Source organism: Catenulispora rubra (assembly GCF_015356825.1).
Classification (GTDB): Bacteria; Actinomycetota; Actinomycetes; order Streptomycetales; family Catenulisporaceae; genus Catenulispora; species Catenulispora rubra.
This window is the reverse complement of sequence record NZ_JAACYW010000012.1, coordinates 70,937-83,681: the sequence shown is the minus strand read 5'-3', so window position 1 is coordinate 83,681 and position 12,745 is coordinate 70,937. Positions and strand designations below refer to the sequence as shown.

At 70.2% G+C, this 12,745-nt stretch carries 13 protein-coding genes; 10 read left to right on the top strand and 3 right to left on the bottom strand.

The window, feature by feature from the left end; genetic code table 11:
• Positions 1 to 233 precede the first annotated feature (233 nt).
• Complete coding sequence (locus GWK61_RS06135; RefSeq protein ID WP_323747428.1) at positions 234 to 788, top strand: helix-turn-helix domain-containing protein; 555 nt, start codon at positions 234 to 236, stop codon at positions 786 to 788.
• 41 nt (positions 789 to 829) lie between these two features.
• Here GWK61_RS06135 and GWK61_RS06130 read toward each other — a convergent pair whose 3' ends face one another.
• On the bottom strand, positions 830 to 1,609 hold the full coding sequence (locus tag GWK61_RS06130) for a class I SAM-dependent methyltransferase (RefSeq protein WP_194905878.1): 780 nt from the start codon (positions 1,607 to 1,609) through the stop codon (positions 830 to 832).
• A 20-nt stretch (positions 1,610 to 1,629) separates the two neighbouring features.
• Positions 1,630 to 2,415, bottom strand: coding sequence for an IclR family transcriptional regulator (locus tag GWK61_RS06125; protein WP_323747427.1), 786 nt, complete (start codon positions 2,413 to 2,415; stop codon positions 1,630 to 1,632).
• Positions 2,416 to 2,483: 68 nt separating this feature from the next.
• On the opposite strand from GWK61_RS06125, the gene GWK61_RS06120 reads away from it, so the two are divergent.
• The 6 genes from GWK61_RS06120 (at position 2,484) to GWK61_RS06095 (ending at position 8,551) form a co-directional block, all read left to right on the top strand.
• On the top strand, positions 2,484 to 3,917 hold the full coding sequence (locus tag GWK61_RS06120) for an MmgE/PrpD family protein (protein WP_194905876.1): 1,434 nt from the start codon (positions 2,484 to 2,486) through the stop codon (positions 3,915 to 3,917).
• 46 nt (positions 3,918 to 3,963) lie between these two features.
• Positions 3,964 to 4,848, top strand: a complete 885-nt coding sequence (locus GWK61_RS06115; RefSeq protein ID WP_194905874.1) for an isocitrate lyase/PEP mutase family protein — start codon at positions 3,964 to 3,966, stop codon at positions 4,846 to 4,848.
• A gap of 25 nt (positions 4,849 to 4,873) precedes the next feature.
• Positions 4,874 to 6,124: a 3-isopropylmalate dehydratase large subunit gene (locus tag GWK61_RS06110; protein ID WP_194905896.1), complete on the top strand. Its 1,251-nt coding sequence runs from the start codon at positions 4,874 to 4,876 to the stop codon at positions 6,122 to 6,124.
• On the top strand, positions 6,121 to 6,690 hold the full coding sequence (locus tag GWK61_RS06105; RefSeq protein ID WP_194905872.1) for a LeuD/DmdB family oxidoreductase small subunit: 570 nt from the start codon (positions 6,121 to 6,123) through the stop codon (positions 6,688 to 6,690). Before GWK61_RS06110 ends, GWK61_RS06105 begins: the two co-directional genes overlap by 4 nt.
• A complete protein-coding gene (locus GWK61_RS06100) occupies positions 6,687 to 7,358 on the top strand; it encodes an MBL fold metallo-hydrolase (protein ID WP_194905870.1) in 672 nt (223 codons plus the stop codon). The genes GWK61_RS06105 and GWK61_RS06100 overlap by 4 nt, the downstream gene beginning before the upstream one ends.
• Before the next feature lie 86 nt (positions 7,359 to 7,444).
• On the top strand, positions 7,445 to 8,551 hold the full coding sequence (locus tag GWK61_RS06095; protein WP_194905868.1) for a lipid II:glycine glycyltransferase FemX: 1,107 nt from the start codon (positions 7,445 to 7,447) through the stop codon (positions 8,549 to 8,551).
• Positions 8,552 to 8,649: 98 nt separating this feature from the next.
• On the opposite strand, the gene GWK61_RS06090 is transcribed toward GWK61_RS06095, so the two are convergent.
• On the bottom strand, positions 8,650 to 10,002 hold the full coding sequence (locus GWK61_RS06090) for a UDP-N-acetylmuramoyl-tripeptide--D-alanyl-D-alanine ligase (RefSeq protein WP_194905859.1): 1,353 nt from the start codon (positions 10,000 to 10,002) through the stop codon (positions 8,650 to 8,652).
• 111 nt (positions 10,003 to 10,113) lie between these two features.
• Here GWK61_RS06090 and vanH point away from each other — a divergent pair, with 111 nt between their 5' ends.
• The 3 genes from vanH to vanX are packed head-to-tail and all read left to right on the top strand — an operon-like array spanning position 10,114 to position 12,744.
• Entirely contained in the window at positions 10,114 to 11,106 is a 993-nt protein-coding gene (gene vanH, locus GWK61_RS06085) for a D-lactate dehydrogenase VanH (RefSeq protein ID WP_194905857.1), read from the top strand.
• Positions 11,099 to 12,139, top strand: a complete 1,041-nt coding sequence (vanA, locus tag GWK61_RS06080; protein ID WP_194905853.1) for a D-alanine--(R)-lactate ligase — start codon at positions 11,099 to 11,101, stop codon at positions 12,137 to 12,139. The genes vanH and vanA overlap by 8 nt, the downstream gene beginning before the upstream one ends.
• Positions 12,136 to 12,744, top strand: coding sequence for a D-Ala-D-Ala dipeptidase VanX (gene vanX, locus GWK61_RS06075; RefSeq protein ID WP_194905851.1), 609 nt, complete (start codon positions 12,136 to 12,138; stop codon positions 12,742 to 12,744). The genes vanA and vanX overlap by 4 nt, the downstream gene beginning before the upstream one ends.
• Position 12,745: the final 1 nt, after the last annotated feature.

The window sequence follows — 12,745 nt, the reverse complement described above, 5'->3', positions numbered from 1 at the left end:
CACCGCCCCCCGGGCGGCACGACTGTCCCGCGTCCGCGCCTGGCCTCTCCCCAGTCCCAGCGCTGATGCGTTTGCAATCCAGGATGTGCATGCGAGAATCGAGGGAGTGCAGTAACCTGCGAAACTCGGGGCACAGCTGGCGTTGCAAGTGATTAGCAGCGATTGCACCTGCAAATTATCGCGAGTGCGGGCCAGCCGTCAAGAGGGACCGCGGCCGAACGGGAGGAGACGCCGTGAGCGACGATGTAGTCATGCGCAACCGCGCATTACAGACCGAGTGGTACGGCGAACCGCTCGGCGACCGCTTCCGCCGGCTCCTGGACCGTCTGACCCTGTCCCAGGCCCAGCTGGCGGACGTCCTCGGCCTGTCCGCGCCGATGATCTCCCAGCTGATGAGCGGCGTCCGGGCCAAGATCAGCAACCCGGCGGTCCTGGCCCGGCTGGCCGTCGTCGAGCAGATGGCCGGCGATCCGGCGTTCGTCGTCCTGCCGCCGGCGGCGCGCGCCGAAGAACTGGCCCGCCTGGTGCACGAGGCGCCCACCAACAGCAGCACCGTGGCCATCAACCACGCGGGGTCGGGGTCGACGCCGGTGGGCGGCGAGAGCGCGGGCGGCGATCCCGTCGCGGCCGTGCAGGGCGTGCTCCGCGCCGTGGCCTCGGCGGCTGAACTGGACGGCGCGGCGAAGGCGCTGGACGCCGACTACCCGGCGCTCGCCGAAGTGCTGCGCGTCTACGGCACGCTCAAGACCGCGGACGCGCGAGCCCACTACGAACGCACCGTTCGCTGAGCGGGACGAACCCGAACCAGAACCAGAACCAGAACCAGAACCTACTGAACGTCCGCCCGCACCAGAACCAACGACCCGTTCAAGAACGGCTGCGTCCGAAGCTCCCCGAACCGCGCGTCCCAGGCCCCTGATTCCAGGTCCCGCCGCAGGTGCTCGGTGTACTGCTCGCCGGTCGCCGCGTCGACGAAGCTCCACGCCGAGCACGACTGCCGCGCCGCCGGGTCCAGCAGGCGCTCCGGCCGGCCGTAGTACGCCTCGTTGAACCCGTCGGTGCAGTCCACCGGGATCGGCACCGGCGTCACCTCGCTGCGTCCGCCCAGCGCCGCGGTGATGTCGCCGATGGCCGGGTAGCGCCGCGCCTCGGTGTCCAGGACCAGCGGCGCGTACTCGTACAGCCAGAAGTCGCGCACCAGATCCGGATCGCACGTCAGGACCACGACCGGCCCGCGGGCGACCCGGCGCAGCTCGCGCAGCCCCGCCTTCAGGTCGCTCCACTGGTGCACGCTGAACGTGGTCATGGCGCCGTCGAAGGCGTCGTCGGGGAACGGCAGGTTCTCCGCGACGGCGTCGATCGCGACCGGCAGATGCGCGGGCCGCTGCGCACGCATCGACGCCGAGGGCTCGACCGCGGTCACGTCGAACGCCGCCGACTCGTACGAGCCCGCCCCGGCCCCGACGTTCAGCACCGTCCGTGCCCCGGCCAGAGCCTGCTCTATCAGGGCACCGATACGCGGTTCCGGCTGCCGGTAAGCGGAATAGCCGGTGCCGATCGTGCCGTAGTCGGCGTCGCCGGCGCTGCCGTCAGTGCTTCGCTGTGTCATGCGAAAGACCCTATAGCCCCTTACAAGTCCAGCGCCCGGACCGTCTCGCCGGGGTCCGGCCCGAGGATCGACGCCAGCCGGGGCCCGAGGTCGCGGCACGCAGCCAGCACCATCGGCACCAGGCGGGGGAAGTCGGCCTCTGAAAGCCGTTCGGCGGGCCCGGCGATCGTGATGGAACCAAGAGCCACTCCGACAGAGCCCGCCGGATCCGCGGAGCCCGCGTCCTCCCGATAGGCCAACAACGGCGCCGACACACCGTTGACGCCGGGATGGTTCTCACCGAACGACGCCTCGTACCCACGATCGCGAATCGCCGCCAGCTGCCTGCGATCCAGCCCGCCGAGGTCCATCGCCGCCGACTCCGCCTCGGGCAGATACGCCAGGATGATCCGTCCGCTGGCCCCGACCGCCAACGGCGACCGCTCGCCGAGCAGCCCCGCCGGGTCCAGGATCGGCCCCGAAGGCGCCGGCACACCGAGCACCAACACGCGCGTCGCCCCCGAGCGCAGGTGCAGCACGACCGCCTCGCCGGTGAGATGCGCCAGCCGTGTGATGACCGGCTGGATCGCGCGCAGCATCGCCGGACGCGGGCCGATCAGCGTGGCCAGCGCGACCGATCGCCCGGCCAGGCGGTAGCCGCTGCGTCCCAGGTGATCGAGGTAGCCGCCGCGCTCCAACTCCCGCAGGACGCGGAAGGTCTGCGACTCCGACAGCCCGACGCGCTCGGCGACCGCGCGCAGCGACGCCGGCTGGCGCATTCCGGCCAGCGCCTCCAGCAGCTGAAGCCCGCGTAGCGCCGTGCTCACCCGGCCAATACTTGCATATTGTGCAAGTTAAGTAGTGGCGGTCGCGGCGAGCGTGCGGCAATGACGGCATGAGCGCACCGTCCAACCCCGAAGGCGTCACCGGCCGCCTCGTCACCTGGATCCACGACGTCACCTGGGACGACGTCCCCGCCGAGGTCCGCACCCGGGCTGCGCACCTGCTCCTCGACGGCCTCGGCTGCGCCCTGGTCGGCGCGCAGCTGCCCTGGTCGCGCCTGGCGACCGAGGCGGTGCTCGGCATCGAGGGCGGCGGCGACGCGGTCGTCATCGGCACCGGCCGCACCAGCACGCCGGTCGGCGCCGCGCTGCTCAACAGCACCTACATCCAGGGCTTCGAGCTGGACGACTTCCATCCGCTCGCGCCGCTGCACAGCGCCTCTCTGCTGCTGCCCTCGCTGCTCGCGACGGCCGGCCACACCGGCCGCGACGTCAGCGGCCGCGAGCTGCTGCTGGCCGCGCTGGTCGGGTTCGAAGTGGGTCCGCGGATCGGCTACTCGATCGGAGGCACCGCGATGCTCTCGCGCGGCTGGCACTCCGGGCCGGTCTTCGGCGCCTCCTCGGCCGCCGCGGCGTGCGCGAAACTGCGCGGCCTGGACCCGGCGCAGACCGAGGACGCCCTCGGGTTCGCCGCGACGCAGTCGGCGGGCTTGATGTCGGCGCAGTATGAGGCGATGGGCAAGCGGATGCAGCACGGCTTCGCAGCCCGCAACGGCTTCTACTCCGCGGCCCTGGCGGCCGCCGGCTACACCGGCATCGACCAGGTCTACGAACGCGAATACGGCGGCTACGTCGCGGTCTACGGCGAAGGCCACCCGACGGATCCCGAGGCGATCGTCAGGGGTCTGGGAGAGAGCTGGGAGACCACGCTGGCGATGGTGAAGTCCTGGGCCGTCATGGGCGGTCTGCACGGCGCTGTCCAGGCCGCGCAGGCGCTGCGGGGCAGGCTTGCCGGAGGTGCCGTGGAACGCACCGAGCGCATCGAGCGCATCGACATCCGCGTCGGCGACGTGATCTACCACCACGGCTGGTGGCCGCCGCAGCGCCCGCTGGAGGCGATCGGCGGCCAGATGAACATCGGCTACGCCACCGCCGTCACCCTCCTCGACGGCACCGCGCTGCCCGAGCAGTTCACCGCGGCCCGGCTCGACGCCGACGACGTCTGGCGGCTGCTGGAGCGCACGCACGTCACGCTCGACCGGTCGATCGACGAGCTGCCTCTGACCGAGCGGTTCCAGACCCACGTCACGCTGACGTTCGCCGACGGATCCACCGACACCGAGCGCGTGATCTCCCCGCACGGCAGCCCCGCCGACCCGATCACGAACGACGAGGTGGTCGCGAAGTTCCGCAGGCTGACCGACCGGGTCATGGCACCCGAGCGGGCCGGCGCGATCGTCGAGGCCGTCCAAGGCCTCGCCGAGGCGCCCTCGATCGCGCCGCTCGTGGCGTTGCTGGCCCCGCCGGTCGGAAGGGCGCTGGACTGATGACGCTTGCCCCGCAGCCCCCAGCAGCGCTCACCCCGGAGGACTCATGACCACACCCGCACGCGCCCGCCTGCGCGAACTGCTCGCTGCCCGGCAGCTCATCGTCGCCCCGGGCGTCTACGACGGCATCAGCGCCCAATTGGCCCGGCGTACCGGCCACGTCGCGGCCTACCTCACTGGCGCCGGCGTCGCAGCCTCCGGATTCGGGCTGCCCGACATCGGCCTGGTCACCCAGACCGAGATGGTCGAACGCGCCCGGATGGCGGTGCGGGCGCTCGGGGACGTGCCGCTGCTGGCCGACGCCGACACCGGCTACGGCGCGCCGATCAACGTGATCCGGACCGTGCGCGAGTACGAGGACGCCGGGGTCGCCGCGATCCAGCTGGAGGACCAGGCGTTCCCGAAGAAGTGCGGCCACCTGCCCGACAAGGAGCTGGTCGGCGCCGACGACTTCGCTCGCACGCTCGGCGCCGCCCTGGAGGCGCGCAGCGACGACGCGATGCTGGTCATCGCCCGCACCGACGTCCGCGGACCGCTGGGGATCGACGAGGCGATCGCGCGCGCCAACCGCTACGCCGCCGAAGGTGCGGACATCCTGTTCGTCGAGGCACCGCAGAGCACTGAGGAGATCGAGCGGATCGCCGCCGAGGTGCGCGCGCCGTTGCTGCTCAACCTCGTCATCGGCGGCCTCACGCCGGAGCAGTCGGCCGAGCGCCTTCAGCAGCTCGGCTTCGCCGTCGCGATCCACCCCTCCGCCGTCCTGGCACATAGCGCGCTCGGTGCGCTGACCGCGCTGTGCCAGCTGCGCGGGATCAAGCCCGACGAGTTCGTGCCGACCAGGCCCGAGGAGTTCTTCAACCTCGTCGGCATGGCCGAGTGGTTCGAGCTCGGTGAGAAGTACCGGGCCGCGCCGACTGAACAAGGAGCCTGATATGCCTGACATGGGCATGACGACTGTGGGCATGACGATGATCGAGCGCATCCTCGCTCGCAAAGCCGGCCTGGCCTCGGTGGCCGTCGGCGACACCGTGACCGTGGACGTCGACATGACGGTCCTGATCGACCTCCAGTTCGCCACGATGTGGCTGCCGCCGCTGCGGATCGCCGACCCGGACAAGGTCGCGATCGTCATGGACCACGCCGTGCCGGCACCGACGATCAAGGACGCGGCCGGCGGGCCGAACGCCCGCAAATTCGCCGCCGACTTCGGCATCGAACGGTTCTACGACGTCGGCCGGCACGGCATCTGCCACCAGGTCATCGCCGAGAACGGCCTGGCCCGCCCCGGCGAGGTGCTGGCCTGCACCGACAGCCACACCTGCGCCGGCGGGGCGTACAACACCGCGGCGCGCGGGCTGGGCCCGGCGGAGGTCTACTCGATCCTGTGCACCGGACGCACGTGGTTCCAGGTCTCGCCGACGATCCGCTACGAGTTCGTGGGGGAGTTGCCGCCGGGGGTCAGCGGCAAGGACGTCTTCCTGCACATCGCCAACGAATACGGCGACGCCACGAACCTCAACCTCGAATATGGCGGCCCCGGCCTGGCGTCAATCCCGCTGCACGATCGGCGCACCATAGCTACACAGGGAGCCGAAATCTCCGCTGACTTCTCGACTTTCGCCTTCGACGACGTGCTCGCGGCGCACTTCGAAGCGCTCGGTATCGCAGGGTTCGAAGCCGCCGAGGCCGACCCGGACGCGGCCTACGCCGACGTGCGCGAGATCGACCTGTCCGGCCTGGTGCCGTACGTCGCGCGCCCCGGGACCGTGTCGTGCAACGGCTTGCCGGTCACCGACATCGAGCCGCGCAGGATCGACCAGGCGTTCATCGGCTCGTGTGCCAACGGCCAGCTCGACGACCTGCGGATCGCCGCCGAGGTGCTGCGCGGCAAGCAGGTGGCGCGAGGGGTGCGGCTGATCGTCACGCCGGCCAGCCAGCAGGTCTACCGCGACGCGATGCGGCTGGGCTACCTCCAAGACATCGCCGACGCCGGCGGCGTGGTCACGAACGCTACGTGCGGCGCGTGCTTCGGCTACCACATGGGGGTCGTCGGGCCCGGCGAGGTGTGCCTGACGTCCTCGACGCGCAATTTCACCGGCCGGATGGGGTCGCCGGAAGCCGAGATCTACATGGCCTCCCCGGCCACGGTCGCGGCTTCGGCGATCGCCGGCCACATCACCGACGCCCGAGCGGAGGCCGCGCGATGAGCGAGCAGGACCTCGAAGTCAGCGGCCGGGTCTGGGTCTTCGGCCACGGCCTGACCACCGACGACATGTACCCGCCGGACGCGATGAAGCTCGACCTCCCCGAGGCCGCGAAGCAGGTCTTCTACGCGGTCCGTCCCGGCTGGACCAGCGAGGTGCGGCACGGCGACATCGTGGTGGCGGGCCGCAACTTCGGCCTCGGGTCCTCCCGGCCGGTCGCGGCGTTGTTCCGGCAACTCGGCGTGGCCGCGCTGATCGCCGAGGAGTTCAACTCGCTGTTCTTCCGCAACGCCGTCAACGCGGGCCTTCCGGCCATGACGGTGCCCGACGCGACGTCGGTGTTCCGCGACGGCGACATCGCCGCGATCGATCTCGCCACTGGCACGTGGGCGAATCAGAGCACGCACACGTCGGGGACGGTCCCGGTGCTGCCATCTCTCGTCCTGGAGATCATCGCGAACGGTGGAGTCCTCCCGCGACTCGCGCAACAGGGCTACCTGCCGGCCGAGCTTGCCGAACTGCTCAGCTCGCCGTCGGTGGCGGCGGCCGGACAGGGGAGCGGCGCATGAGCGAGCTGGCTCCCGGGATCCTGCGCATTCCGACGCGCGGCGACAACGAGAACTGCTTCCTCGTCGCCGACGAGGACGGGCTGACGCTCGTCGACGTGGGCTGGAAGAGCGCGCCGACGGCTATCCGGCAGGCGATCGAGTCGACCGGCCGCACGCTGGCGGACGTCAAGCGGATCGTCATCACGCACGCGCACCCGGACCACGTCCGGGGCCTCGCCGAGGTGGCGGCTCGGACCGATGCCGAGGTGCTGATCCACGAGCTGGAGGCGCCGTGGCTGGCAGCCGGACGCGTGCCGCGCTCGGGCCGGTCGGGAGCGTTCGGACGGGCCGTCGACCGGCTGCCGTTGCTGCACTGGGAGCCGGTCGCGGCGACGCGGACCGTCGTGGACGGTGCGCGGATCGGATCGCTGCGGGTGATTCACACGCCGGGCCACAGCCCCGGGCACATCGTGTTGCTTCACGAGCCTAGCCGGGCTTTGCTGGTCGGCGACGCGGTCTTCAACCGCGGCGGGCTCAGTAGCGGTCAGGATGCGCTCGCCGCCGATCCGGTGGTGCGTGATGCTTCCTATGCGTTCATGCCTCGCGATGTGACGGCGGTGGGGTTCGCGCACGGAGCGCCGCTCGTCGGCGATGCCGTGACCAGCCTGAACGCCTGGCTGGATCGCTAGGGTCCGGTCGTGCTGCGGCGCGCGTATCGCAGGCATATCGAAAAGCCCATACATGCCGGATACGCGGCGCCGCATTGACTGGACCAATGACTTTGACCGTCGGGCCGATCAGTGCTGCCGAACATCTGGCGTTCGTGCGGGCGCAGCGGTGGGTCAGCTTTCTGCAGACGCCGGCCTGGGCCCAGGTGAAGACCGAGTGGCGGAGCGAGTCGCTGGGCTGGTTCGACGGTGAGCAGCTGGTCGGGGCGGGACTCGTGCTGCATCGTCCGGTGCCGCGGCTGCGGAGCCGCACGCTGGCCTATCTGCCCGAGGGGCCGGTCATCGATTGGACCGGCGACGTCGAGCGCTGGCTTGACCCACTGGCCGCTCATCTGAAGGCGCACGGCGCGTTCGCGGTCCGGCTCGGCCCGCCGGTGCGCACCGACACCTGGAGCGCCGCGCAGGTCAAGGAAGGCTTCGCCGATCCGGAGGTCAGGCGGCTCACCGAGCTGCCCGGCCAGCCCGACCTGGTCGGCGTCCGGTTGGCGAACGTGCTCAGGGACGCCGGCTGGCTGCCTCAGAACCCTGAGGACGGCTTTGGCACCGGGCATCCGCAGTTCAAGTTCGAGGTCCCGCTGAGCGGCCGGACCGATGATGACGTGCTCGGCGGCATGAACCAGCTGTGGCGGCGGAACATCAGGAAGGCGGCGAAGGAGGGCGTCAAGGTCACGGTCGGCGACGACGTCCAGGCCTTCCACGCGCTCTACGTCCACACCGCCGAGCGCGACCACTTCACGCCCCGGCCGCTGCGCTACTTCGAGACGATGATCGCGGCGATGCGCGCCGAGGACCCGGAGCGGATCAGGCTCTACTTCGCGCACCACGAGGACGACCTGGTGGCCGCGACGATGCTGGTGCGCGTCGGCACGCACGCCTGCTACGCCTACGGCGCCTCCTCGACCGCCAAGCGTGAGGTGCGCGGCTCCAACGCGTGTCAGTGGACGATGACGCGCGACGCGCTGGCCGCCGGCTGCGACGTCTACGACCTGCGCGGCATCACCCCGACGCTGGACGCGGACGACCCGCACGCCGGGCTGATCCAGTTCAAGGTCGGCACCGGCGGCCGGGCTGTGCGGCACGTGGGGGAGTGGGACCTGCCGCTGCGGCCGGCGCTGTATCGGGCGTTCCAGCTGTACATGAAGCAGCGCGCCTGACGGTTCGCGCTGGTTGAGACTGGCAGGTGCACCGCGCGCTGCACGCCCCGCACGCACGCCCCGTGCCGCACGTGCGAAGCCCACTGCGCCAGACCCCGCTACATCAGCGCCGCCGCCACCTCGTCCAGGCGACTGCCTCGCGAAGCTTTGACGAGTACCACGTCCCCGTCGCCGACGTGCTCGCGCAGCCAGGCGACGGCCGCCGCGTTGTCGGGCACCGGGACCGCACGCTCGCCGGCGCCGTCGGCGATGGCGCGCGCCGCCGTGCCGACCGCGACCACCACATCGGAGCGCGAGGACGCGTACCTGCCGATCGCGCGGTGCTCGGCGGGGCTGATGTCGCCAAGCTCCAGCATCTCGCCGAGCACGGCGATGCGGCGGCTGCCCTCGATCGCCGCGAGGGCGTCCAGGGCGGCGCGGGTCGAGTCGGGGTTGGCGTTGTAGGAGTCGTTGAGCAGGCGCGCGCCGCCTGCCAGCTCGCGCAGTTCCATGCGCCACTTCGACAGCGAGGCGGTCGCCAGTGCCTTCGCCGTCACGTCCAGCGGCACACCGGCCACCAGTGCCGCCGCCGCTGCGGCCGCCGCGTTGAGCGCCTGGTGCGCACCCACCAGCGGCAGCGTGACGACTGCTGCGGCGTCGCCGTTCCGCACCGTGAACGACGGCCGCCCGAGCTGGTCCAGCACCAGGTACAGCACCTGCACGTCGGCCCGCTCGTCGCGGCCGAAGGTCAGGACCGGGCCGTCGGTGTACGCGCGCATCGCGGACACGCGCGGGTCGTCGGCGTTGAGCACGGCCGTGCCGCCGGGCGCCAGGCCCCGCACCAGCTCGCCCTTGGCCTGCGTGATGGCGCCGCGCGAGCCGAACTCGCCGAGGTGCGCCAGCCCGACGTTCAGCACGACCGCGACGTCCGGCGCGACCAGGCCGGTCAGCGCCGCGATGTCGCCGACGTGCCGGGCTCCCATCTCCAGCACCAGGAAGCGGGTGTCGGCGTCGGCGCGCAGCATGGTCAGCGGCACGCCGAGCTCGTTGTTCAGCGAACCGAGCGTGGCGACCGTCGCCGCGGTGCTCGCCAGCACCGCCGTGATCAGGTCCTTGGTGCCGGTCTTGCCCTGCGAGCCGGTCACCGCCACCACGGTCAGCCCGGGCCGCAGCCGCGCCACGACGTGCGCGGCGAGCGCCTGCAACGCGGCGCGCACGTCCGGGACGACGACCGTCGGCAGCGCCGTGGCCCGCGCCCCGAGCACGGCCACCGCTCCGGCCGCCGCGGCCTGGCCGACGTAGTCGTGGCCGTCGGCGTGCTCGCCGGCGAACGCGACGAACAGGCCGCCGGGCTCGGCCTGCCGGCTATCGAGCACGGCCGGCGCGGTCACCGTCACGCTGCCGGTCACGGTGCCGCCGCCGACGTGTCCTGCGACGACGGCAGCGATCTCGTCGAGGCTGAGCGGAATCATGCGGCTGGCCCGTAAGAAGTCATGCGGTCCAGTGAATGCGGCGCCGTATATCGCCGGTGTATCGAAAACCCCATACATACCGGCAACGCCGCATTGTCTTGACTGGACGCCATGACCTCATCCTCGACGCGCCCCACGACGGGAATCACCATCTATGGATGCGGCCAGGACGAGGCTGTCTTGTTCCGGGAGTTGGCGCCGCGCTTCGACATCGTCGCCACCATCACCGACGCCGCGGTATCCGAAGTAAATACCGAACTTGTCGCGGGAAACCGGTGTATCAGCGTCGGTCATAAGACGCGCATCACCAACGACACGCTTCTCGCGCTCAGCCGCGCTGGCGTGGCGTACATCTCCACCAGGAGTATCGGCTACAACCACCTCGACGTCGAATACGCGAACAGCATCGGCATCGCCGTGGAGAACGTCAGCTATTCGCCCGACAGTGTCGCCGACTACACCCTGATGTTGATGCTGATGGCTGTACGCCACGCGAAATCCATCGTGCGCCGTACCGACGTCCACGACTACCGACTCCATGAGGTGCGCGGCCGTGAGCTGCGTGATCTGACTGTCGGTGTGGTCGGAACGGGCCGCATCGGCGCGGCGGTCATGGATCGCCTGCGAGGTTTCGGCTGCCGTGTTTTGGCCCATGACCGTGGCCCTGAAAGCAAAAGCGATGCCGACTATGTACCGCTCGACGAGCTTCTACAGAACAGCGACATAGTCACGCTCCACACACCCCTGACCGCAGATACCCATCACCTCCTGAATCGCGAACGTATAGAGCGACTCAGGCCCGGCGCGGTCGTCGTCAACACCGGCCGCGGTTCTCTCCTCGACACCGCGGCCCTTCTCCATGCGCTGGAAAGCGGTCGACTGGGAGGTGCGGCGCTCGACGTCCTTGAAGGAGAAGAAGGGATCTTCTATGCGGACTGCCGAGAGCGTCCCATCGACAGCAAAGCGCTACTGCGGTTGCAAGAGCTGCCGAATGTGCTCGTCAGTCCGCACACCGCGTATTACACCGATCACGCACTGAGCGACACCGTCGAGAACTCCATCATCAACTGTCTGAAGTTCGAGAGTAGGAATCACCATGGATAAGCTGAAGATCGGCATCATGTTCGGGGGCTGTTCCGAGGAGCACCCCGTCTCCGTCAAGTCCGTGCGGGAAGTCGCGGGGGCTCTCGACACCACGAAGTACGAGCCCGTCTATATCGGGATCACGCAGAGCGGCGCATGGCGGCTCTGTGACAGCCCGGAGGGGGACTGGGAGAACGGCGACAGCCGTCCGGTCGTGCTCTCGACGGACCGGCGTGTGCGCGGGTTGCTGGTCCTCGACGAGGGCAAGTACGAGACGATCGGCCTGGACCTGGTCCTGCCGGTGCTGCACGGCAAGCTCGGCGAGGACGGCGCGATCCAGGGCCTGCTGGAGTTGGCAGGCATTCCGTACGTGGGCTGCGATGTTCAGGCCTCCGTCCTGTGCATCGACAAGACACTTACTTACCTCGTCGCCCAGGGCGCCGGCATCGCGACGCCGAAGTTCCGGACGCTCATGCCGGACCAGGCCATCGACCCCGGCGAGCTGACCTATCCCGTCTTCGTCAAGCCGGCGCGGTCGGGGTCGTCCTTCGGCGTCAGCAAGGTGTCCAGCCGCGATGAGCTGGCCGGCGCGGTGGAGGAGGCCCGGCTCTACGACTCGAAGGTGCTCATCGAGCAGGCGGTCGTCGGCAGCGAGATCGGCTGCGCCGTGTTGGGGACCGGCGCGGACCTGATCACCGGTGAGGTGGACCGCGTCGCACTGACGCACGGCTTCTTCAAGATCCACCAGGAGAGCTCGCCGGAGACCGGCTCGGAGAACGCCTCGGTCATCGTCCCCGCCGATATTCCGGCCGAGTCGCGCGCACTGGTTCAGGAGACTGCGAAGGCCGTGTACCGCGCGCTGGGATGCCGGGGGCTGTCCCGCGTGGACCTGTTCCTGAAGGTGGACGGGACCGTCGTCCTCAACGAGGTCAACACCCTGCCCGGCCTGACCTCCTACAGCCGCTACCCGCGGATGATGGCGGCCGCGGGCTTGTCGATGACCGAGGTGATCGACCGGCTGGTGGAGCTGGCCTTGACCGGGGAGCTCCGGTGACCGACGACTTCGTCTTCGTGGACCAGCTCGTGCCCGGTGTCCGCTGGGACGCCAAGTACGCCACCTGGGACAACTTCACCGGCAAGCCGGTGGACGGTTACCTGGTCAACCGTGTCGTCGGGACGACGGCGCTGTGTCTGGCGCTGGAACAGGCGCAGAAGGAGGCCGGCTCGCTCGGATTCGGGCTGGTGCTCTGGGACGGGTACCGTCCGCAGCGCGCCGTGGACTGCTTCCTGCGCTGGTCGCAGCAGCCTGAGGACGGTCGGACGAAGTCGCGGCACTACCCGAACATCGACCGCGCCGGGATGTTCGAGCAGGGGTACGTCGCCGCCAAGTCGGGTCACAGCCGCGGCAGCACGGTCGACCTGACGCTGTACGACCTGGCCACCGGCGAGCTTGCCGCGATGGGTGGCGGCCACGACCTGATGGACCCGGTCTCGCATCACGGCGCCGGCGGGATAGCGCAGGCGGAGGCGGCGAACCGCGAAGCCCTGCGCTCCGTCATGGCGGTCAGCGGGTTCCGTGCCTACGACTACGAATGGTGGCACTACACGCTGGAGGAGGAGCCGTACCCCGACACGTACTTCGACTTCCCGATCACATAGT